We start from the raw sequence: 20,600 nt of genomic DNA, 5'->3' as shown, positions 1-20,600 counted from the left end.
ACAGGTTAACCGTCCTCAGAGGTAGAATTTTCTCTAATAGAGGAGTTCTGCATGAAGCGTTCTAAATTTACCGATAGCCAAATCATGGATGCCCTTAAACGGGTTGATGCTGGCTTGGGTGTTCCTGATGTTTGCCGAGAGCTCGGCATTAGCTCTGCCACCTTTTACAAGTGGCGCGCCAAGTATGGCGGCATGGATACCTCGATGATGGCTCGCATGAAGGAGCTTGAAGCAGAGAACGCCCGCTTAAAGAAGATGTATATCGAAGAGAAGCTTAAGGCGGAGATCGTGACCGAAGCCCTCGCAAAAAAGTGGTGAGGCCATCTCACAGACGTGAGATGGCCCAGCGGGCAGTCAGAGATAAAGCAATCCCCATTCGTTTGGCTTGCGAAGCTTTTAGGGTTAGCGAGTCTTGCTATCGCTATGAGGCCAAGAGTAATGCCGAGAACGAGCAGATTGCCAACTGGCTGATCCGATTGACGGATAACAACCGCAGCTGGGGCTTTGGGCTGTGCTATTTGCACCTTCGCAATGTCAAGAACTTCAAATGGAACCACAAACGCATTTACCGGATTTACCGGGAGTTAGAACTGAACCTGCGCATCAAACCCCGCAAGCGTTTGGTACGGGATAAGCCCGATGCCTTGGTGGTGCCGCTCGGTATCAACCAGGTGTGGTCGATGGATTTTATGCATGACCAGTTACAAGATGGCAGATCCATCCGCCTCTTTAACGTGATTGACGACTTTAACCGGGAAGCTTTGGGCATTGAGGTGGACTTCTCGCTGCCATCCGAGCGCGTAATCCGCGCTTTAGATCAGATCATTGCTTGGCGCGGTAAGCCTGCCGTTATACGAGCGGACAACGGGCCAGAACTGGTGAGCGGCAGACTGATGGAATGGGCAGCCAAACATCAGATCCATATTACCCATATCCAACCCGGTAAACCACAGCAAAATGCGTATGTCGAGCGCTTTAATCGCACCGTGAGGTATGAATGGCTATCGCAGCATTATTGGCAAAGCGTAGATGAAGTTCAAGAGTTTGCAACAGAGTGGATGTATAAATATAACCATCAACGTCCAAATATGGCATTGGGCGGTATTACCCCGAAACAGCGACTAGCCATGGTTGCTTAATGAATCCTACTTCTGGGTTCGGTTAAAAATGGGGGGATTACCCGCCCTCTAATTTCAAAGTTTCAACGCAACGTCTCTCCATTGCAACAGTCAATGCTTTAGCATCACGAATCAACGAATAAAACTTTTTGGGATCTTTCGGCTTAATTGATTTATCCGAATGGAAGTAATCCAAATCTATGTCTAAAACATATGGCGATTTATCGAGCGATCCCAATCCAGATGTAAAAGACATTTGACTGGCTACTGCAAGTTGATAACTTAAGTAGTCTGACTCAATGGCATCTGCGTAAAGACGAATTCGGCATTCATCATCATGTGGCACCTTTAGACAACCAAGATAACAATCTGGAGAAATCGTAAACATTCCATTCCTTGGCAATTCATAAGTGTAAGGACCCTTGGGTTTTTCAATCTCTTTTAATGGAATACCTTCATGAAGCATTTTCTTAAATTGAATGCTGATCAAATTGCGATATGTCAACTCTTCAACAGAGGGGGTTTGATCCGAAAAATTTATTGAAAAGGAATGTGTAAAAATTTTGCCGCAAATTGCCGTATGAATTTGCTCGTCATATCTTAATTTATAAATTGCTCTGAGCACACTTTTTTCGTCTTGATAATTAAAATCAGAGAATAGAGTCTCGAACATCTGATCATATTTTGCGTCATCAGACTTACTTTCAATGCATCTATGTGCGTTAAAAGCGGGCATACAATCAGTATGGTGATCTAAGCTAATGAGTATCAGGTTGGCATCAAACCCCTTCTTTATGAGGCTCCAAGGCAACAAAGCGTGATGATGGGATTCAACAATAAATACATTTTTCCCATTAATAACCTTTAACTGGTACATGTCTTCGCCTTCAATTCCATTCATGAATCGACAAAAGCAATTAAGTACGAACTACCTCCATTTTCTTTCATAAAGTTTTTTAACGTGTCTCATAATAAATCCATTGAGACCAAAGCCATTAGTAGCTAACAATTTCATTTGGTCAATGTTTCCACCGCCCGCACTCGCATTCGAGTAAGAATAAAACCATCCATCGTTAAACAATATATCAATTGAATCGCTATGCAATTGATAGGAGTGAATGTTAGATTTACCGCTTAGATTTTTATATCTTTCCATAACAACCAACCCAAATTAAATTTAATCAAAAAATGAGGGGGAATCCCCCTCACCCACCTTAACGTTTATTGTTTGGTGTTGTTACCACTGGCTTCCACGTATGCCCCGGCTTAGTTGTCGGAGGCAATGGGCGATGATCCGGCACAGCTACATAGTTACCGACAGGCTTGCCCGTTAGTGTCACTTGCTGGAATATCCCACCTTGGTTACCAGTGTTTTGACCTGGCTTATTTCCCATGGCAAAACCCTTTCTAACAAAGTTGTTAGCCTGGGTTGACGGGCAAGAAGAAGATACTGTTAAACTAAATATGCTTATCTAGCAAAACCGTTGGCACCTCACCAGGGAGTCGACACCAAAGTGGTCGGAGCTCGAATTCCGGCCACTTTTTCTTTTTGCAGGCTCCCAACTACTCCAGAGTGAAACACTACATCTAGTGCTTAGATTGTTAACCTGCACTAATTTTAGTGGTTTATAAGCACTTTGATAAGTCTTTTCTCTCAAAAATTTATAAGTATTTTTACTCTGATTTTTGACTATTTTGTGAGTCATTTTGGTGCCAAAACTTTAGACTTATATTGGCCAATGGTTTCACAGTAAGCAGCTACTTACACACACCAGGCAGTCAAGCGTCGCGAAACGCGACACTTAGGTATACGGTTTGTCGGGTTACCCGACAAACTAGTCTTTTGGGGTAGCATAAATCCATGAAATTCTCACTAGTAAACGGACAGCGCCAAGAGGCCGAGCCAAAACTATCTGGCCTCTGCCCTGCATGTGGTTGTCAAATGACCGCTAAATGTGGACGAGTCCGCGTACATCACTGGGCACACAAGAATCAAGGTCAATGTGACCCCTGGTGGGAGAAAGAATCAGAATGGCATCGCTCCTGGAAAGATCAATTTCCCAGCGATTGGCAGGAATATATTCAACATGACAATACTGGCGAAAAGCATATTGCAGATGTCAAAACCAAAGCTGGCTGGGTTATTGAATTTCAGCATTCAGTGCTTAATTTAGACGAACGACGTTCAAGAGAAAACTTTTACCAAAAACTCATTTGGGTTGTAGATGGCACAAAACGTAAATGCGATATTGAGCCATTTAAAAATGGCATGGTCTATGGACAATCCCCTGACCCACTATCTCCAAATAAATGTCGAACATTCTTTCCAAAAGGGAATCTTCTTAAAAATTGGTCTGAGTGCTCAGGTCATGTTTTCTTTGATTTTGGCGAAGAGCATCCACTATGGTGGGTTTTCCCCGGCAGTAATGAGACTTATGCATATATTCAAAGCATTCCACGTGAGAAGCTAATTCAAAGCCTTCAAGATCGAGACGTTGCTGATTTAAATAGTTTTGACTCTCTTATTAGTGACTTTGAGATATTCATCAAACGGTGCGAAACTGACCCGGAGCTACCTCGCATACAAAGATTAAAAGAGATACAAATAGCCACCACTTAGATAGAGGGTAACGATATAGTTGCATAGCTAATTAAAATGTACTACACTACCCTTATGTTTGAACAATGCCTCTATTTCAATACCACCAGCCTAGCTCGTCAGCTAGAGCGGGAATGGACTAGTGCATTTAAGCCCTTTGGCCTTACCCCCTCCCAAGCATTCATGCTCAGAGTGGTTTTAGATAAAGCCCCACTATTACAAAGTGAGTTGGCTTTAGAGATGAATATCAGCCGCCCTACTGCTACGAGAGGATTAGATGGCTTGGAGAGATTGGGCCTAATTAAACGCCTAACTTCAGAGAAAGATGGTCGCGAACAAGAGATCCACCCCACTAAAAAGGCGATTGAAATGAAGGATGCCATTAATGCAGCCAGTGGAGCTGTTACCAAGCGCCTGAAGAAAACGTTAGGAACCGAGCATTTTGAAGATGTTGTTGGACAACTTCGGGGCATTAGCTCTGCACTGAAGTAACGGGACTTTTTTATTTCCCTAATAGTTGCATAGCTAATTAGTTTTAATAATTTGATTTATTTACAAAGGAGGATTACATGCCAATCTTGAACGTGAAAGTCAGCGGACAAAAGAGTATCGCTACGACTAAAGCCATTAATGAACTACTACTAGACCTTACCCACCGTATTCTGGGTAAGAAAAAGGAAGTTACTGCCATTGCCATTGAATATGTAGATACAGACTGCTGGTTTGTGGGTGGCAAGCTATTAAGCGAGCAAGGCAAGAACAGCATTTACTTTGATATCAAGATTACTGATGAGACCAATACCAAAGATGAGAAGGCTCAGTACATCAAGGAAGCATTTGAGGGTTTTGGGTCAATTCTGGGCAACCTTCATGAAGAGAGCTATATCTATGTGCAAGATGTTAGGGCTACTAGCTATGGCTATGGCGGTAAGACTCAGGAATATCGATATCACCACTAAACAAGTGTCGTGTTTCGAGACACTTGAGCAATCTAATAATTTCTGTTTAGACTAGCAGGAGAGTCTTCAAATGAAATCTACCATTATAACTATCCTTAAATACGTTATCCCATTTGCGATCTTGGGTGCCGGTTTCTATTGGCAGCTATGCTCCAACGATGCCCAATCTATTGCTTTTTCCAGGTCCGGGTGTTTGATAGTTTTATATGGAATTATTCTGGAAAGTTTTTATGTAATAAGAACTACCAATGAAGGAGCCACAATCCATAAGCAACTTACCATCATGGGGGAAAACGATTTAATAGAACCGCTAAAACTTCGTGATTATTTTAAAATACTGCCTACCCATTACGGCTTAATTTGGGTATGCATTGGGACAGTAATTTGGGGATATGGGGACATGATTAAGTGACAGAAATTTAGTTAACATTAGCCAACTCCGCCTGACCAGCCTTAATCTTCTGTCTAGCTCGTTCAGCTTTTACAGCCTGCTGATCGCGCTTTACACGTTCCTTCATTGACTTAAGCCTAGCTTGCTCTGGGCTTAATGGTTTTTGTGGGGCAATTTCATTGAATCTCATAGTTAACCAATCTGCAGCGGTTGATGTGGCACGTTTTTGGCTCCAAAGATAGCTTGAAACAACCTATATGCCTGAGCCTGGTTTTGGGCGTACAAAATGGTCTCCACCCACATCCCTGCTGCATTGACTGTTGCCTTATATCTTTTCATATAGATATTTAGCAAACCCGGTAGTCAACCACGCTTAACTTGATAATCCTCAATTTTAGGATCCCATATGTAGCTTAAGGATTCGGCATAGTCTTTGCCCACAAAAAGAAGAGTTTTCCGAATTTCATCAATTGAGACTCTATAAAGAACATTCTTTGCCTGACGGTCCGAGCAAAGCATAATTTCAGACCAATTTCGAGTTTTATCTCGTATTGCAAAAATTGCCCTGGAATGAATAAATTGATTGGCTAAATGCTTCACGGATATCTTGTCATCAAATTCGCGATCAAAAGAATAAAGCCTCTCAATATCAAAATAATTTAACTTAGTGAGAGACCTTCTATTCCATGGCACACAGCGCACTGAAACTCTGTAATCATCAGATTTTTTTGATGTCTTATCCCTCTCAAGTAAGGTTCGGACGATATAAAAAGAAATCATGAGTTCTTTTTCAAAAATGACCAAAGCACGGTCGCTCCAGCGCTTTGGATTTTTTACAGGCCTAAGTCTTCGAGCATGATCCAGAAGGTCTTCTCGCCAATAATAAGATTCAATCATTCAAAATAACCCCCAGAAGTGCTGATTAAGATCTTAATAGGATGTATTAATAATCATAAATTGGATCAAAATTGCTCTGCTTAGCAATATGCTGATATGCGCGGTCTACAGCCTGGGTTAAATCTACAAATAACGCCTTTAATTTTGCATCAAAAAGATTGATGTTTATTTCTCCAGTATGTACAAGCTGATTTCGATCGCTAACAATATTCTCTATAAGATCAAATAGACTTTCTTTTCTACCTCTATACGGCTTACGTAAAATTGCGGCAATATCAATTTTAGAATCGACATATCCAAAATTTTTTGCAATTATGCTTGGACGTTGGAATGAAAAAGATTCCGCTATTAATCTTTCCGCTTGTAGGCTGCCCGCAATCAATTGCTCAAATTCAACATGGCCAAGCTTTGCTTGCTTTAGTGCGGACTCTCTTTTCCGAGAGTAGCGCAAACAAGCAGTAAAAGTTGCTCGGAAATATTCTTCCCATGCCGCTATTAAATAGGGAACCAACATATTATTTGATAATAAGCGTGGATTTAATTCATCTATAAAAGGAAGTCCCGAAGGCACATCTTTTGCTAAGTCACCACCTAGGTTACGATGCTGCAGATAAAGCTCAGCTCGCTGAAGATTGTTGTGAAACCTCCAACGAGCAAGATAACAACCGGAGGACAACGGTGAAGGTGCTGCTCCATTTGGACGCCAATAGCGATTTTTGCCTGCATCACTTTCAAAATGACCGCCAAATAGATCCCTCAATAACTTCAAAGTTCTATTTTGCTGCAAAAGATCCCAATAACTTCTCGAAACTCTTGATCTTGTGAAAATCTTAATTGGACCTTTTCTTGTTTTATATACCTCCAACTCAACACCCGTCCAAGAGCGATAATCCTTTTCATCAAACCAGTAATAGCTTGCGATTTGATTGGGCGCTTTGAAAGCATTTTTAACTTTTTTATACCCAAGTAATTCAGTAATGTCTCTAACTTGAGGAAGGGTTGCTGATAATTTAAGAATGCTAATAGAGGTATAGCTCATAGATCAGTACAAGGTAATCATTGGTTGCGCTATAGCAAGCATACAACCAACTCATGCTTTAGATTTGAATCATCAAAATCTTTCTGTTAACGCCTAAATCCCACTCTTAGCCCAGCACTTGCAGCTTCAATCTGCTCATCAAGCTCTCCCGCTTCTACCGCTGCTTTAATAGATTCCAAAGCTTTTATTAAGGCCTCTCCACTAGCCACCTCCACGCTAGGCTTACCTTTGGCCAACTCTATAGTCCAGCTGCCATATTTCACGGCGACACTGGCATTCCCCCAATATCGTAGACACTTTTCATAACGCAATTTGACGTTGTTCGAACGCCATTGGACTTAGTTGGGCAAGATGCTTGTGACGCCTTACCCGATTGTAGAACTCTTCGATGTATTCAAAGATCTCTGATTTGGCTTGTGCCCTAGTGGGATAAATCCGTTTCTTAATTAATTCACTTTTGAGGCTGCTAAAGAAGGATTCAGCCACTGCGTTATCCCAGCAGTTGCCACGCCTGCTCATGCTCGGGCTTAATCGATTATCTTTGCACCAGCGGGCAAATGCATCACTACCGAACTGGCTACCTTGGTCGGAGTGGATGATAAGACCATTCTTAGGCTTTCTGCGCCATACCGCCATCGTTAAGGCATCCAGGACCAAGCGGGTTTCCATACGTGCTTGCATGCTCCAGCCAACCACTAATCGGGAGTGCAAATCAATCACTACCGCCAAGTACAACCAGCCTTCGTAAGTTCGGATATAGGTAATGTCGGTCACCCAGGCTTGATCAGGGGCATCATGGGTAAATTGACGTTGCAATTGATTGGGTGAGACTAGAGACGGTCTACCGATCCGATATCGCGGACGCTTATACCCGCGGATGGAGCGCAGTTGCGAGGCCTTCATGAGTCTTGCCACTCGGTTTTCACTACAGGCTACACCCGCTTCCCTGAGGTCATGGTAAATCCGCGGGCTGCCATAAATCCCCATACTCTGATCATAGAAGTAACGGATCTGTTCTGATAACTTGGCGTTCTCCAGAGCCCGGGGTGATTGAGGTTCTTTTAACCAAGCGTAATAGCCACTGCGGTGCACCTTCAGAACCCGGCACATGCTCAAAAGCCGGAACTCCTGGCGATGCTCTTTGATAAACGCGTACTTCACTCGGACACTTTGGCAAAGTACGCGGCGGCCTTTTTTAGGATGTCGCGCTCTTCAGTGGTTCGCCTCAGTTCTGCTTTGAGTTTGGTCATCTCGGCTTGCAGCGCTTTGATGTCTTCTATTGGTTTCTCATCTGACCCCTTGAGTTTTCGGGTCCAGGTATACAGCAGGCCGACAGGCACCCCCAAGCGTCTGGATACCTCAACTGCTGAATGCCCTTTATCTAAGATCTGCTTAACCGCTTCTAATTTGAACTCAGCGGTGTATTTGGTTCGCTTCATCACTACTCCCTTGATTCATTGTTGACAATATTAACTGTCTACTGAATCGGGGGAATGCCACACAGACTTTTCCCTCTTCACTTTGAAACCACCAAGGCTTGATGCGTTTGGGCACCTCCACCTGCTTGCGTATCCCTGTTTCACGATCTTTAACAGTTTTGTATTTCATCACTACAAATGGTGTTCCATCCAGCTGACTTTTAGCTAGTTGGATCTGCTCCCAGAGTTTGGATCCCAGCTTATTTCTGCGGATAACAATTGCAGGCATATTACGAGGCTTTTTGACTGCGACTAGTTTGAGATGACTTAATTGGCTCATTTGATTCTCCTATGTAGTTAATGGGTTCATTAAGTGTGTTTTCGGTATGGCGTTTTGGTCGACCTCTTTTTTCCTAATTAGAAAATCGGCTAATTTTGGATAGAAAAAATACGGTTTTTATTAACAAGGACTAAATATTTACGAGTCGCGTAATGAGTTGCATTGAGATGCGATTAAGAAATAAGTTGCAGTAAGAGATGCAGTTAGTTGCTGTATTTGGGGCAAATGAGTAGCTCTGAACAGCAACTCAAGTAACAGCAACTATCTTTTGTCTCTGCTACTCCTTGTATCTCAAGCAACACCGCGACTCCTTTCAACATTCAAGGAGATTAAAAATGAAAGAAATCACAGCCCGCTTATGGGAAAACAAAATGTACGGGACAACCTTTGGCAAAGGTCAATATCGCAATGCTATCTACAACGGCACATTAGAGATCCCCAGTCCTTATGCCAAGTATTTAGTAGATTTTGAGGAAGTTGAAGCTTGGTTTCACTTTCCAAAGAGTCCAGTGCATGTGGAAATGGCTAATCGCCTAGCTAACCCACCTGTTAATGAAGACGGCGTCTTGATGAGCTGGATCTATCGATACGAAGCTGGTATCAAGAGTGCTGTAGAGGGGTACGCAGCGTTAGATATGAACTACAGCAGAATTACCATCCAAATTGATGATACGGCGCATGGGATCAATGAATACTGGGAATTGCCTATTCGTAGCTGCATTGCCAGAATTCCCGGTAAACCCACGCCTGCACTGATAGCTACGACACAATCCGAGCTAAACACCCCTCAAAAACCGTCTACAAACGGCGTATTTTCCGGGGGATATAAGCAAGCACTAGCAAACCTACAAAAGCATGCTATCCAGTGATTTGAGGTGTTAACTAGTATCGTGGGGTTTTGTCGTCTAAATCCCACGATATTCAGAAGATTTAGCTAAATACTTATAAGCAAATACGGGTTAAGAAAATAACTATATTCTTAACCCGATTTGTAAGTCATTGATTTATGGAAGGTCTTTTTGTCCTGTTACGTGACACTTCGCAAACAAACTGAGGTCGACCTTTTGCCTTTAAGAAAACATACTAAAAACACGCATTTTATTTATGACAGGAGAACCAAATGGCACAAGCAAAAACCTTATCTCAAGCCGAACTTGATCAAGTTCTGGACTACGTTAGTATCAAAAAATACGCTTTGCGTGATCGCGCAATTGTTCTTACCAGCTTTCTCGGAGGACTTAGGGTCGCCGAAATAGCCTCACTCACCATGGGGGACGTAGTGAACCCCGATGGCACCATTAAAAACGAGATTCACCTAAGTGCAGCGCAGACCAAAGGAAAATATCCCAGAACGGTATTTGTATCTCAGCGCCTACAAACCGAGTTAGCCAATTACCTCACCACAAGACACGCCAAAGGCGCGGATATTCCCTTCTTTCATACAGAACATCGCCTGCGCTTTAGTCCAAATGGATTGTGTGTTTGGTTTCATCAGCTCTACAAAAATGTCGGTATTAGTGGTGGCAGCAGTCATTCGGGCAGAAAATTCTTTATTACGACTTTGGCTAATAAAGGAATTGGTGTGCGAATCTTAGCCTCGTTAGCTGGTCATCGGTCCATTGCGGTGACCCAAAGGTACATCGATGTCAATGATGAGCAAAAGAGAAATGCTGTGGAGTTGATCTAGGTTTTCAATAGAACAGTAAAATCACTGTATGAATTCTGAAAAGAAAATCATTATTATTGCTGGCCCTAATGGGGCTGGCAAAACCACCTTTGCCAAAGACTTCTTGCCTCAAGAAGCGCATACCTTTCGCTTTATCAATGCCGACCTCATTGCTGCAGGGTTAGCCCCGTTTAACCCAGAAGCTGTTGCTTTTAAAGCAGCTAGGCTAATGCTTGAAGAAATTGATCAGTGCACAGAGACAGGAGAAAGCTTTGCTTTCGAAACCACTCTATCTGGATCTCACTATCTGCAGCGCATCAAAAAATGGGAAAAACTGGGGTATACAGTCAAGCTCTGGTTTATAGCCTTAAGCTCACCAGAATTGGCAATTTCTCGCGTTGCAGAGCGGGTAGCGCAAGGTGGCCACAATATCCCCGAAGAGGTCATTCGCAGGCGTTTTACAACTGGATTGCGGAATTTACCCGAATACCAAAAGGCAGTAAACTCATGGGTAATGTTAAACGGTGATACTACCCCGCCAGAGCAAGTAGATTGCAGCTAACTATGAAAACTTTTACTAAAGATATTCGCAATTCCCCCGATCCTGATATCGCTGGATCCTACAATGCTATGCAACGTGCTGGCAAAGCAGCTATTGATCTAGCTATCCAAACCAATACGGCGATTGTGACTTCAATAAACGGTAAAGTGGTACGCATTCCAGCTGCCGAACTGATTAAGCAAAGACAAGCTAATTCTTAACCAAGTACCCTCTGCTGTACTCATATTAACCAGCCCATCACCCGGCTGGTTTTTCATTTGTAGAGCGAAGTTTTCGCCTACGATTAATAGTAAATTCAAAACATTTCACTGAAAATTTTCACAATAATTTCACACTTAATTTTGCATGGAATTTTCAAACGGAGTTTTTTAGTGATTTTTTTTAAAAAATAAAATCACCCGCTAAGCCAATAAGCACGTGGCTTTGACTTTTCCGATTTTTGTGTCAAGGAAATAAAACAACATTCTGATTTGCACGAAAAATACGAAAAAAAATATACTGCTTTCGTCAACTCAACAAAGCGCGCGCTGCAATACCTTTTAAACCCAAGTTGGGTTGACACTTAACTTAACTAAGGAGCAGCACATGAGAATCACAGCAAATCAGAAGCATGAAATCGCTAGCGCGACATTGGTTAAACTCGATGCCCTAGCAACCCGTCGTCAAGTTTGGCAACGCGACTTTTACGACAAATCCAACAAGGGTCTTTATGCCCTTCTCTCCGAATGCCTCGGCATGTATTACGAGATCAAAGGCAGTCCTGCGGAGGTACGTACCGGACACATGGTTTACACAATATCCCGAGCACATGGTTTGCAGAGCGCATTCATTCCTTGCTGAACCATCAGACATATTTAGCGAAAACTCTGATGACTTGCTTATACCTATGTTAGCGGTATTTTTATAAGTTTTATAATTAAGGGATGATTTTATTACTTACCTCTCTGTTTGCAAGTCTCGTGGTTTGTGGACTTCTGATCCGCTACCGGGATTGGCATCTACGATTTACTGGGGATCATGACCTAGATGGTCCGCAAAAATTTCATGAGGAGGTTACCCCCCGAATCGGCGGCCTCGGAATTGCGGCCGGATTGATAACCGCAATCGTTGTGGGCTCGTTGACCAATCCCCCGTTAGCAAATTCTCTCGCCCTAATGATGCTTGCGGCCCTGCCCGTTTTTACCTTCGGAATTGCCGAGGACCTCACCAAACGCATCGGGGTCAAGGTGCGGCTCATGGCCGCATTCATTTCCGGGGCTTTGTTTCTGTTTCTCTTTGACATCGCTTCCATTCGTCTCGATATTCCGATCGTCGACAGCCTGATGGCCTACCCCGCGGTCGCTATCTTCTTTTTGGCGTTTGCCATCGCGGGGCTCTCGAATGCGTATAACATCATCGACGGTTTTAATGGCTTAGCGAGCATGGTGGGCATCATCGCGGCGACCGCTATTCTTTATGTGGCCCTTAAGGTTCAGGATCCGCTCGTCATCGGTCTTGCGTTCATCACGATCGGATCGATTGCTGGCTTTTTTCTCTGGAACTACCCCAAGGGCCTCATCTTTTTGGGCGATGGCGGCGCCTACTTGATCGGTCTTTTAATCGCGATCGCTTCGATCCTATTGGTGGTGCGCCATCCATCCGTATCGCCCTGGTTTGCGCTCATGGTCAATGCCTACCCGATCTTTGAGACCCTCTTTACCATCTGGCGCAGGGCCGTGCACCAGGGCCGCAACCCCGGGCTTCCCGACGGCGCTCACTTTCATAGTCTCATCTACCGCCGCGTGATGCGCTGGGTCTACCACGACGGCAAGCCCCACCAGTACCTGCGTAATGCCAAGACCTCGCCCTACCTCTGGATCCTCTCAAGCCTGGGCGCAATCCCCGCCATGTTATGGTGGGACTCGACCTCACTACTCATGATCTCGGCAGCGGTCTTTATTGTGTTTTATGTCTACGCCTACCGCACCATCGTGACCTTTAAAACCCCCGCGGTGATTAGCAACCGCCCCCCCCCGAAGTAAATGAATAAGGGGTTGCGCTTACAGCCCCTACCCAAGAATTCCGATGGTGATAGGCGCGATACATGGCATTAGCATGCCTCTCTTCACCTGACTCGGTCCCCATCTACCTAAAATAGGCTGGTTTAGGCAGCCTCCAAATGAGAATTAGTCCGTTTTGTAAAACACAGTGGATTGAGTGGTTTAATGAATTGAAATAAACCTAGGGCCTCTATCAATCGAGGGATCTATTTCCCAAGCCGCCTGCTACCCTCGCCCTCCTCAGGAGAGATATCGACAATCAGCGCCCTGCGGCGCCACTCTTGGTGCTTACGCAGCCCCGTCAGCGCCCGGTAGAAGGTCCGACTCAGGTCGTCATGGATGCGGCGGGTCTTATCGATCTGCATGAGTTCGAGTAGGCGCTCCTCTTTGATTTTGACAACAGCTTCCTGAATCGCGTCGTATCGCTTAAAGTACCAAAGAATATTCTGGGCGCTCTTAATAATCCGCTCAAGCGCATAGCTGGCGAGCGACTGCTCGCCACCGTTCTCGAGCTCGATGTAGCTTAGAACCAGCTCATCGATCGAGGGCTCTGAATCAAAGCAGTTGCAGCTCAGCCCAAGCTCAACGATCTCACGGTAAATTTCTGGGTGCTTTGAATGGATGGTCCGGTACTGCTCGCTTGTCAGAAATTTGCCTTGGAACTTTGAAACTATGGCCAGCCTCGACTCCTGGACCTTTGCCTCCTCCATCGTCACAACAAGTCCCCTCAAAAAGAATGCGAAGGTCTCGTTATTGAAGCGAATGCCGTAGTCAGAAAAATCGTAATCATTAATAGGCGCATTCATGGCGCGCAAGAAGGAGGACTGCTCAAGCTTTTCGAGTCGCAGCTTTTTCCAAGTAATCGTGGCAAGTTCTCGAACGATTGCGCTCTCGGCAATATCACGCGGATCAAAGTCGCGGATAAATTGCTCCTCAAGCTCCCGAAACGCGGACTCATCTTCGCCGGGCAAAACAATCATCGATGAGTAGACGCCGGTCCTTAAGGCATTCCGGGAGCTCGCTCTCTTACCCTCCTCACTTTTGGGCCCGCCGGAGCGTCGTGATTTGGTAACGGGGGCAGTCTTCGCCATCTACTTACCTTTACAAAATAACCTCACGCCAGGTCCATCGTCAGGTGTGCCGATAAATTGAATGCCTGCCTTCTCAAAAGTTTTCTCAATAACTTCTAATGTTTTCGCATGCGTACCAGGCACACCCTCGAGCGACTCCAAGCGCATCAGTGTTGAAAAACCGAGCCCTGATTTTTCTGCCAAGTCCTTACCGCTCCATCTAAGCATGGCCCTAGCAGCACGTATTTGATCGCTTGTAATCAAGTAATTTTTACTATATTATTAATAATAAATACTAATTAATTAAAAATATTTATTACTAAGGTGATAAAAAATGCTTATTAATCATGATTTTGCACAATCTATAACCAAAAGTCCAGTCCGAAAAAGATCGCTGACAGCAAATAAGTCCAATCCAGGGTTAACCAAATCCAAGAAGCAAAAAGACTTAAATCAAGATTACAAACTTCTTCAAGAAACCATCGTCAAGATTGAGGGTGCCTATGCAGCATCTACTATTAGGGCCTATCGGGCAGACTTTACTGATTTCATAAACTTTTGCCATAAAAGGAATGCAAATGCACTACCCGCTCAGCCAAGTTTAGTGGTTCAATACATTTCAAAATTATCTGAATCTAGCAGAGCCTCTGCGAGCATTAGACGAGCCCTATGCGGGCTATCTGCCATTCATAGACTTAATCGACTCGATGACCCCTCAAAGGATCCGGATGTCAATCTAGAGATGCGCAGAATGCACCGCAAGCTAGGGCGGTCAGCCAAACAGGCTCTCGGCATAAATGGGGATTTATTAGACAAGCTTCTTTTGGCTACCGAAAACTCAATTAGAGGAATTCGGGATCGGGCACTGCTACTGGTAGCTTATGACACGCTATGTCGACGAAGTGAGCTTGCATCTCTAAAGGTGAAAGATGTGAAGATCAATATTAAAAATGGTAGCGAAAGTGCATCCATTCTTCTAAGAAAAAGTAAAACCGATCAAGATTCGTCGGGAAAATGGCTGCATCTAAGCCAAAGAGCTTATCTAGCCCTGCTAAGATGGATAGAAAAACTTTCCAAGGAACAGGAATACCTCATGGTTGGCATTGATCGCGGAGGAAGAATTTCACAGAGCGCACTTGGCTCTGGGCAGATTAACCGTATTTATAAACGAATTGCTAAAAATGCCGGTCTTGAAGACGGGCTTATTGAACAGATCAGCGGTCACTCCATGCGCGTTGGCGCTGCTCAGGATTTACTAAATTCTGGAGCAAGTATGCCAATTATTATGCAGCGGGGTAGGTGGTCAAAATCAGATACGGTGATGAGGTATCTGGAATTTAGCAATGCAATCGCTTAAACTTTCGAATATTAAATGCAGTATTTCAATTAATGCAATTACTATTCTGAATAAAAAACCTGCTCATCCTTATGGTCCTCAATGAATTCAAAACGAACTGTTTTTTCAATTGCCTCCATTAAGGGTACTGGCGGAGTAAATCCAGTTGAGTCTACGGCTGATTCATATACTGAATTAGCGCAAAACTTTTTAACTCTAATTGCACTGATAGGAAATTTTCTACCTGTAATTTTTGCAACCAAATCAAAGCTAGATCCAATTAACCACCCCAAAGAGAATGGCAATCTAAATTTAATCTCAGAAGACCTCCCTAATAAATTATTGACATGGACTACAAGAGCATTCATTGTGAAATCAGGCTTATCAATATAGTTAAAGATATGCACCCCTGGTTTGAAATTTAATGAATACTCAATGAATGCCGCGACATTCTCAACATAGGCCATTGACTTTCGGTTTAACCCATCCCCAACCATAACAAACTTACCGGAAGCAATTTGTCTAAGCAAATTAAAGACATTACCCCTATTTCTCTCTCCGAAAACCACGGTTGGACGAACAATGACTAGGGTCCGATTTTGAGGGTCTTCAGCCTGCCATTGTTTATAGACCTGTTCCGCCTCCCATTTCGTACGTCCATAATCGTTAAAAGGGATAATTTTTCCATACTCATTCGTGTCATTTTGTGAGAAACCATATATCGCAACAGTGCTGGTAAACACAATCGTCTGCACACTTATCTCATTCGCAATGTTACAAATATTTTTAGCGCCTCCAATGTTGACTTCGTCATAAAGACTCAACGGACGAACATCATCGCGATGTTCAGCGGCTAAATTGATTATTGCTGATGAGTTAGAAATTGAGGCTCTAAGTTGTTCAGCAAATCTAACATCACCCAATTTATTTAGGTCCGGGTACGCTTTACTTTGCACCTTATCAATAATTTCAATGTTTAGTTGTTCGTTATTTTTTAGCCGACGTACTAATCTTGTCCCAATAAATCCACTACCACCAATGACACTTATAGTCTGCATAAAGTATTGATCCTGATATTTTTATTCTAAATTTAGTGCAAGAACTAAGATAGCACCACTCCAATTGGTTAACCAAAACATAAAAGTACAACTTATGAGATATTGCACCCTGTAGTCTATTTTAAAAAAATATCCTTTATCACTATATTTAAACGTAATTTATTTGAACATGGCATCTATTACGTAAAGTTTTCAAAATTTAGTTAATTCATATCTAATGATACCTTAATTATTATTAGTAGGTTCATTACATTAATACTCTATTTATGGAAATTTACTTATCTCGAAGAGCTGTGTAGGAGTGATTTTTTGAAAACACGATTCTTCCCAATATTCCGTAACTAAGTAGTTCTTAACCAAAGTCAGAATTAATAATTCTAAGACTACAGGCCATATGAAAATTTGATTAAATAGCGAGTTGCTATGCATTACTAAAATCTTGATAAATGTCTAAAAATTGGTTAACTGCCCCTTTTTAGATTATTTGTAATCTAGATGTAGGAATATAATGAATAGTTTTATGAAGCGCCCGATACAATACAATTTCTATATCAAAAGTAAGATAAAATTTAATTTAAAAATTTATTCAAGTAATTATCATGAATTAAATTTGCACTCACATAGGCAGAAAGTATGAAACTTCTAAAAAAATGGCGTGATCAGGGTTACTATTTAAACTATGGGGAGAGAATAATCCAGAATTATGCTAAAGAGCTCTATCAAAGTGACTCACTGAAGGTTATAGACCTAGGATGCGGCGAAGGAAGGGATTTGAAGATATTTCGAGAAATTGCAGGTCAAGCCAATACTGAGCTCTATGGGATCAATTTTATGCCTGTCGATGGAGTGGAGATTTCCGATATTGATTTAGAGTTTGAACGACTCCCCTATCAAGATAATTTTTTTGATGTTTCTATCTGTAATCAGGTATTCGAACATTTAAAAAATTGGCTTTGGGTTCTACATGAGCAGGTACGAGTTACTAGAATAGGGGGGCATTTAATTGTTGGGATTCCAAATATGGCCGCATTTCATTGTAGATTGCAGCTTTTAACAGGGATTCAACCTAGTTGCGTCAAGGCGGATGATGCGCATGTTCGGGGTTTCACGCTTCAGGAATTTAAAAGAATCATTGATGGGATCGGTGGTTTACAGATTAGATCCATAGATGGGGCTAATATGTATGGGGCTCCCCCATATTTAGCCACTAAGCTTTCTAAATTGTTCCCAAGCTTAAGTGTCTCAATTTTTTATTTGATTCAAAAAACAGTATATGATGTGAATATAATAAATATCTTAAAAGAAAAAAATTTAGAAACTAATTATTTTCTTGGAAAATAACGTCAATTGAATAAGTAGATTTATATAGGAATTCCAAATTTTTTTATTTAAGCAACTGCTTTCAGGCCTGTATTAGAAGTTAATATTTCCCAAATTATTAATATTAAAATTAGTTTAACTAAAATTTAATTTAGACTTATTTCACAATTTCGATATTTTTCGGAAGTAAAATTTTATCAATAAAATTTTTAAAGTTAAAGTTCAAAAAAACATAAATAATTCACTCGATGAATGGTAATATTAAATACAATTCAATGATTAGAAGACAATTTCTTTTGAATTAAAAAACCCACTGTCTCAGTAGAAATATCTGCAAGACATTTAATATCACCTCGCCCACAACGATTTGGAACTTGCCCTAAATAATTTTTTAAACACGGTCTGCATTCCAATTCAATTTCGGCAACTGAGCTATTCGGATTAATAGAACCCCATTTTGAATAAAAAGCGGGCCCGAAAATTCCAATGACTGGCATACCCTGACTTTCTGCTAGATGAAGTAAGCCGCCATCGTTACCCACAAAAAAACCTTTTACATTTCGGAATATCCACAACCATTCATGCAAGGACCAGGATCCAATATTATCCAGTGCGCTATATCCCTCCCTTGCAAGACTGTGTTTTAGTGAAAGCTCATCTGGCCCGCCGGCTACAATAATTTCACAAATTTGATTAAACCTTGCAATCAGTTCTATGTAACGCGAAATTGGCCATCTACGATAGTCTGCATTAGAACTAGAACCAGGATAAATGATCAAGACTAATTTATTTGAGCCTGAAAATTGATTTACAAAACTCATCAAACGCCTAGTCGGCAGAAAGCCAATCAATAATTCTGGGAGTTCAGACTTATATTGAGTTATTCGGCCTTTATAATGGCCGATAATCTGATTCACAAGATCAGAGAAAATCAGCTTTTCATTTCTAATGGGATCATAGGGAATAGACAATGAAAATTTTCTTCCTTTAAGTGGAGTAACAAACCCTGCATTAACTTTACCGAAAAAGGAGATTAATTCTGAGAATCTGTAATATTGGTCAAAATCAATAATCAAATCATATTTACAAAAATTGAAAGTATTCTTTATAAGAAATGTAAACAAATGAAATGGCGAGGTTGGTAATATATAAATGTTATGAATGAATGGAATACCTGAAAACAGTTGGGGAGCAGAGCGAGCGCTAGTAAACCAGTCGATCTGGACATCATCAAATGCTGAATACAACTGTCTAACTGCTGGCATTAGACAGACCGCATCTCCCATGGCTGATAACTTAATAATAAGTATTTTCTTTGGTTTTTCATACAATGCTATCTTTTTACTAATAAAAATAATGATGGATGCCAGCATTTTGTCAAAAAACTTCATGACAGTTAGTTTCATACTTGACTGGCCCTTAATTCAAGTATTTTCATCATTTTGCCGAGTACTTTCTCTACTTCAATTTCCTGCATGCATATATTATTGTTACAGGTATACATCCTCCCATTAATACCAAGATAAGGGTCATAACATGGAGAACATGAGGAATCGCTTCGAATTGCATACTGTTGCTTCCCAATTGGCTTGGCTGCCTCAACTTGGGTTGGGCCATACAATCCTATTGTTTTGGTCTGCATAGCCGCACCCAGGAACATCAACGAACTATCATTCCCAACATATAGGGTAGCTAGCTTTAGAATCAAGGCTGTTTCTGAAAAACTAGTTTTTCCTACAAGGTTAATAATTTCTTTAGGTTCAAGTAATTTACATAATCTAATTACGAGCTGCTCATCCGGTTGTCCATAGCCAAGGATTACAAAAGGTAAGGGTGAACGACGAATCAATTCTGCATAATTCTCAATAGGCCATAATCTATTATCTGCTGGCGAGTGAGGGTTGCCACCCCCAGGATTACAGGCAACAAACCGTTCTGGCAATATTGAGAGAAGTCTTGGTGGCAACACATCGATCTGTGGGTAAAATTCTAAGCATTCTGGATCTTTAACATTGAAGCCACCAAGTCGTAATAATTTGCACTCCTGTAGCGTGCGATTCACATCAAAGCGATAAGGCATATGATTAGTAAAAAATGGATTCAAGCGAGAACTGAAGCCATAGATTTTCCTAACACCCGCGAGCCGGCAGATGATTTGAAACACAATATTTCTATGCAGGATAAATGCCACATCATATTTTTCTTCTCGAAGTTTGAGTATTAGCCTAAAGGTTTGCCAAAGATCGAGCCATCGATTTCCTGATGGAATTAAAGAAATAATATGATGTTTTGTAATTGAAGGATTATTCAAGGTCACACTACTACATTGTTCCATAACAAGATGGTGAACCTCATTATCAACTGCCAGAAGGCCAAATATAGGTGAAGAAACAAGGACATCTCCGATGGCCGACAGTTTAATTACTAGTATTTTGCGCAAAATATCAAGCTCCACCTCAAAATTATTTAAATTAGCCTTACAGTAAATATGCTCAGCCGTAATATTATCAACTTATATTCGATAATTGTTGTAACATACGGTGACAACATTAGTCAAATTCAAAATGGAAAGTAAATATAACTGATATTTAATGGGATCTTGCAATTAATCTTTGATCTTTAAGTTTTAACTGCTAATCTATTCTAAAATCTAGTCTAAGCTGCAGTCGAATTATTTTTTAACCTCATAAGGGTTCAAAACAAACCTCCTCATACTGTCTCTTTAGTTTCGCTTATATGGTAATCCCCCCACAGGTTAACCGTCCTCAGAGGTAGAATTTTCTCTAAT

The 20,600-nt window shown here is 41.8% G+C and carries 24 protein-coding genes; 13 read left to right on the top strand and 11 right to left on the bottom strand.

Going from position 1 to position 20,600, the window contains the following annotated elements; genetic code table 11:
- Positions 1–51 precede the first annotated feature (51 nt).
- Positions 52–1,139 (top strand): IS3 family transposase gene (locus AOC32_RS01820; RefSeq protein WP_108507841.1). Its coding sequence is split into 2 segments (ribosomal slippage): positions 52–304 and positions 304–1,139, totalling 1,089 coding nucleotides; the frame shifts between segments, so codons are not numbered across the junction.
- A 37-nt stretch (positions 1,140–1,176) separates the two neighbouring features.
- Here the strand turns inward: AOC32_RS01820 and AOC32_RS01815 are convergent.
- Positions 1,177–2,019 carry a UPF0489 family protein gene (locus AOC32_RS01815; protein WP_108507862.1) on the bottom strand — a complete coding sequence of 281 codons (843 nt, stop codon included), beginning with the start codon at positions 2,017–2,019 and terminating at the stop codon, positions 1,177–1,179.
- A 960-nt stretch (positions 2,020–2,979) separates the two neighbouring features.
- On the opposite strand from AOC32_RS01815, the gene AOC32_RS01800 reads away from it, so the two are divergent.
- The 4 genes from AOC32_RS01800 to AOC32_RS01785 all read left to right on the top strand — a co-directional run bounded on the left by AOC32_RS01800 (position 2,980) and on the right by AOC32_RS01785 (position 5,088).
- Complete coding sequence (locus tag AOC32_RS01800; protein ID WP_108507859.1) at positions 2,980–3,738, top strand: competence protein CoiA; 759 nt, start codon at positions 2,980–2,982, stop codon at positions 3,736–3,738.
- 54 nt (positions 3,739–3,792) lie between these two features.
- Positions 3,793–4,209, top strand: coding sequence for a MarR family winged helix-turn-helix transcriptional regulator (locus tag AOC32_RS01795; RefSeq protein ID WP_108507858.1), 417 nt, complete (start codon positions 3,793–3,795; stop codon positions 4,207–4,209).
- A gap of 77 nt (positions 4,210–4,286) precedes the next feature.
- Positions 4,287–4,676 carry a tautomerase family protein gene (locus AOC32_RS01790; protein WP_108507857.1) on the top strand — a complete coding sequence of 130 codons (390 nt, stop codon included), beginning with the start codon at positions 4,287–4,289 and terminating at the stop codon, positions 4,674–4,676.
- 70 nt (positions 4,677–4,746) lie between these two features.
- On the top strand, positions 4,747–5,088 hold the full coding sequence (locus AOC32_RS01785; RefSeq protein ID WP_108507856.1) for a hypothetical protein: 342 nt from the start codon (positions 4,747–4,749) through the stop codon (positions 5,086–5,088).
- A gap of 342 nt (positions 5,089–5,430) precedes the next feature.
- Here AOC32_RS01785 and AOC32_RS01780 read toward each other — a convergent pair whose 3' ends face one another.
- The 5 genes from AOC32_RS01780 to AOC32_RS01755 form a co-directional block, all read right to left on the bottom strand.
- Positions 5,431–5,964, bottom strand: a complete 534-nt coding sequence (locus AOC32_RS01780; RefSeq protein ID WP_108507855.1) for a hypothetical protein — start codon at positions 5,962–5,964, stop codon at positions 5,431–5,433.
- A gap of 46 nt (positions 5,965–6,010) precedes the next feature.
- Positions 6,011–7,003 carry a hypothetical protein gene (locus tag AOC32_RS01775; protein ID WP_108507854.1) on the bottom strand — a complete coding sequence of 331 codons (993 nt, stop codon included), beginning with the start codon at positions 7,001–7,003 and terminating at the stop codon, positions 6,011–6,013.
- Positions 7,004–7,089: 86 nt separating this feature from the next.
- Positions 7,090–7,266, bottom strand: coding sequence for a hypothetical protein (locus tag AOC32_RS01770; protein ID WP_199908512.1), 177 nt, complete (start codon positions 7,264–7,266; stop codon positions 7,090–7,092).
- 37 nt (positions 7,267–7,303) lie between these two features.
- Positions 7,304–8,442 (bottom strand): IS3 family transposase gene (locus AOC32_RS01765; RefSeq protein ID WP_456107110.1). Its coding sequence is split into 2 segments (ribosomal slippage): positions 7,304–8,187 and positions 8,187–8,442, totalling 1,140 coding nucleotides; the frame shifts between segments, so codons are not numbered across the junction.
- The gene (locus tag AOC32_RS01755; RefSeq protein ID WP_199908511.1) at positions 8,417–8,761 is read right to left on the bottom strand and encodes a DUF6641 family protein; all 345 of its coding nucleotides are present in this window, start codon (positions 8,759–8,761) and stop codon (positions 8,417–8,419) included. The genes AOC32_RS01765 and AOC32_RS01755 overlap by 26 nt, the downstream gene beginning before the upstream one ends.
- Positions 8,762–9,096: 335 nt before the next feature.
- Between AOC32_RS01755 and AOC32_RS01750 the strand changes: the two genes are divergently transcribed.
- From AOC32_RS01750 to AOC32_RS01725, 6 genes are all read left to right on the top strand, one after another.
- Entirely contained in the window at positions 9,097–9,630 is a 534-nt protein-coding gene (locus AOC32_RS01750; RefSeq protein WP_108507853.1) for a hypothetical protein, read from the top strand.
- A 251-nt stretch (positions 9,631–9,881) separates the two neighbouring features.
- Complete coding sequence (locus tag AOC32_RS01745; protein WP_108507852.1) at positions 9,882–10,448, top strand: tyrosine-type recombinase/integrase; 567 nt, start codon at positions 9,882–9,884, stop codon at positions 10,446–10,448.
- Between the two features lie 28 nt (positions 10,449–10,476).
- Positions 10,477–10,989, top strand: coding sequence for a zeta toxin family protein (locus AOC32_RS01740; protein ID WP_108507851.1), 513 nt, complete (start codon positions 10,477–10,479; stop codon positions 10,987–10,989).
- Between the two features lie 2 nt (positions 10,990–10,991).
- Complete coding sequence (locus AOC32_RS01735) at positions 10,992–11,189, top strand: hypothetical protein (protein ID WP_108507850.1); 198 nt, start codon at positions 10,992–10,994, stop codon at positions 11,187–11,189.
- Positions 11,190–11,574: 385 nt separating this feature from the next.
- The gene (locus tag AOC32_RS01730) at positions 11,575–11,829 is read left to right on the top strand and encodes a hypothetical protein (RefSeq protein WP_108507849.1); all 255 of its coding nucleotides are present in this window, start codon (positions 11,575–11,577) and stop codon (positions 11,827–11,829) included.
- An 83-nt stretch (positions 11,830–11,912) separates the two neighbouring features.
- The gene (locus tag AOC32_RS01725; RefSeq protein WP_108507848.1) at positions 11,913–13,010 is read left to right on the top strand and encodes an MraY family glycosyltransferase; all 1,098 of its coding nucleotides are present in this window, start codon (positions 11,913–11,915) and stop codon (positions 13,008–13,010) included.
- Positions 13,011–13,234: 224 nt separating this feature from the next.
- Here AOC32_RS01725 and AOC32_RS01720 read toward each other — a convergent pair whose 3' ends face one another.
- On the bottom strand, positions 13,235–14,119 hold the full coding sequence (locus AOC32_RS01720) for a hypothetical protein (RefSeq protein ID WP_108507847.1): 885 nt from the start codon (positions 14,117–14,119) through the stop codon (positions 13,235–13,237).
- Entirely contained in the window at positions 14,120–14,326 is a 207-nt protein-coding gene (locus tag AOC32_RS01715; RefSeq protein ID WP_199908510.1) for a hypothetical protein, read from the bottom strand. It lies immediately after the preceding gene.
- Between the two features lie 106 nt (positions 14,327–14,432).
- On the opposite strand from AOC32_RS01715, the gene AOC32_RS01710 reads away from it, so the two are divergent.
- Positions 14,433–15,455, top strand: coding sequence for a site-specific integrase (locus AOC32_RS01710; protein ID WP_108507846.1), 1,023 nt, complete (start codon positions 14,433–14,435; stop codon positions 15,453–15,455).
- Positions 15,456–15,496: 41 nt separating this feature from the next.
- Here the strand turns inward: AOC32_RS01710 and AOC32_RS01705 are convergent, their stop codons facing one another.
- Complete coding sequence (locus AOC32_RS01705; protein ID WP_108507845.1) at positions 15,497–16,492, bottom strand: NAD-dependent epimerase/dehydratase family protein; 996 nt, start codon at positions 16,490–16,492, stop codon at positions 15,497–15,499.
- A gap of 633 nt (positions 16,493–17,125) precedes the next feature.
- On the opposite strand from AOC32_RS01705, the gene AOC32_RS01700 reads away from it, so the two are divergent.
- Positions 17,126–17,833, top strand: a complete 708-nt coding sequence (locus tag AOC32_RS01700; RefSeq protein ID WP_108507844.1) for a class I SAM-dependent methyltransferase — start codon at positions 17,126–17,128, stop codon at positions 17,831–17,833.
- 251 nt (positions 17,834–18,084) lie between these two features.
- Here the strand turns inward: AOC32_RS01700 and AOC32_RS01695 are convergent, their stop codons facing one another.
- Together AOC32_RS01695 and AOC32_RS01690 are read right to left on the bottom strand one after the other, a co-directional pair.
- Complete coding sequence (locus tag AOC32_RS01695) at positions 18,085–19,218, bottom strand: glycosyltransferase family 9 protein (RefSeq protein WP_108507843.1); 1,134 nt, start codon at positions 19,216–19,218, stop codon at positions 18,085–18,087.
- The gene (locus tag AOC32_RS01690; RefSeq protein ID WP_108507842.1) at positions 19,215–20,267 is read right to left on the bottom strand and encodes a glycosyltransferase family 9 protein; all 1,053 of its coding nucleotides are present in this window, start codon (positions 20,265–20,267) and stop codon (positions 19,215–19,217) included. Before AOC32_RS01690 ends, AOC32_RS01695 begins: the two co-directional genes overlap by 4 nt.
- Positions 20,268–20,600: the final 333 nt, after the last annotated feature.

This window comes from Polynucleobacter acidiphobus (assembly GCF_003065385.1).
GTDB lineage: Bacteria > Pseudomonadota > Gammaproteobacteria > Burkholderiales > Burkholderiaceae > Polynucleobacter > Polynucleobacter acidiphobus.
This window is presented reverse-complemented; position numbering and strand designations above follow the sequence as displayed.

What these genes read in the sequence shown, in the direction of transcription:
- AOC32_RS01815 (WP_108507862.1), bottom strand. Translation starts at nt 2,019, where the DNA reads ATGAATGGAATTGAAGGCGAAGACATGTACCAGTTAAAGGTTATTAAT.
- AOC32_RS01800 (WP_108507859.1), top strand. Translation starts at nt 2,980, where the DNA reads ATGAAATTCTCACTAGTAAACGGACAGCGCCAAGAGGCCGAGCCAAAA.
- AOC32_RS01795 (WP_108507858.1), top strand. Translation starts at nt 3,793, where the DNA reads ATGTTTGAACAATGCCTCTATTTCAATACCACCAGCCTAGCTCGTCAG.
- AOC32_RS01790 (WP_108507857.1), top strand. Translation starts at nt 4,287, where the DNA reads ATGCCAATCTTGAACGTGAAAGTCAGCGGACAAAAGAGTATCGCTACG.
- AOC32_RS01785 (WP_108507856.1), top strand. Translation starts at nt 4,747, where the DNA reads ATGAAATCTACCATTATAACTATCCTTAAATACGTTATCCCATTTGCG.
- AOC32_RS01780 (WP_108507855.1), bottom strand. Translation starts at nt 5,964, where the DNA reads ATGATTGAATCTTATTATTGGCGAGAAGACCTTCTGGATCATGCTCGA.
- AOC32_RS01775 (WP_108507854.1), bottom strand. Translation starts at nt 7,003, where the DNA reads ATGAGCTATACCTCTATTAGCATTCTTAAATTATCAGCAACCCTTCCT.
- AOC32_RS01755 (WP_199908511.1), bottom strand. Translation starts at nt 8,761, where the DNA reads ATGAGCCAATTAAGTCATCTCAAACTAGTCGCAGTCAAAAAGCCTCGT.
- AOC32_RS01750 (WP_108507853.1), top strand. Translation starts at nt 9,097, where the DNA reads ATGAAAGAAATCACAGCCCGCTTATGGGAAAACAAAATGTACGGGACA.
- AOC32_RS01745 (WP_108507852.1), top strand. Translation starts at nt 9,882, where the DNA reads ATGGCACAAGCAAAAACCTTATCTCAAGCCGAACTTGATCAAGTTCTG.
- AOC32_RS01740 (WP_108507851.1), top strand. Translation starts at nt 10,477, where the DNA reads ATGAATTCTGAAAAGAAAATCATTATTATTGCTGGCCCTAATGGGGCT.
- AOC32_RS01735 (WP_108507850.1), top strand. Translation starts at nt 10,992, where the DNA reads ATGAAAACTTTTACTAAAGATATTCGCAATTCCCCCGATCCTGATATC.
- AOC32_RS01730 (WP_108507849.1), top strand. Translation starts at nt 11,575, where the DNA reads ATGAGAATCACAGCAAATCAGAAGCATGAAATCGCTAGCGCGACATTG.
- AOC32_RS01725 (WP_108507848.1), top strand. Translation starts at nt 11,913, where the DNA reads ATGATTTTATTACTTACCTCTCTGTTTGCAAGTCTCGTGGTTTGTGGA.
- AOC32_RS01720 (WP_108507847.1), bottom strand. Translation starts at nt 14,119, where the DNA reads ATGGCGAAGACTGCCCCCGTTACCAAATCACGACGCTCCGGCGGGCCC.
- AOC32_RS01715 (WP_199908510.1), bottom strand. Translation starts at nt 14,326, where the DNA reads ATGCTTAGATGGAGCGGTAAGGACTTGGCAGAAAAATCAGGGCTCGGT.
- AOC32_RS01710 (WP_108507846.1), top strand. Translation starts at nt 14,433, where the DNA reads ATGCTTATTAATCATGATTTTGCACAATCTATAACCAAAAGTCCAGTC.
- AOC32_RS01705 (WP_108507845.1), bottom strand. Translation starts at nt 16,492, where the DNA reads ATGCAGACTATAAGTGTCATTGGTGGTAGTGGATTTATTGGGACAAGA.
- AOC32_RS01700 (WP_108507844.1), top strand. Translation starts at nt 17,126, where the DNA reads ATGAAACTTCTAAAAAAATGGCGTGATCAGGGTTACTATTTAAACTAT.
- AOC32_RS01695 (WP_108507843.1), bottom strand. Translation starts at nt 19,218, where the DNA reads ATGAAACTAACTGTCATGAAGTTTTTTGACAAAATGCTGGCATCCATC.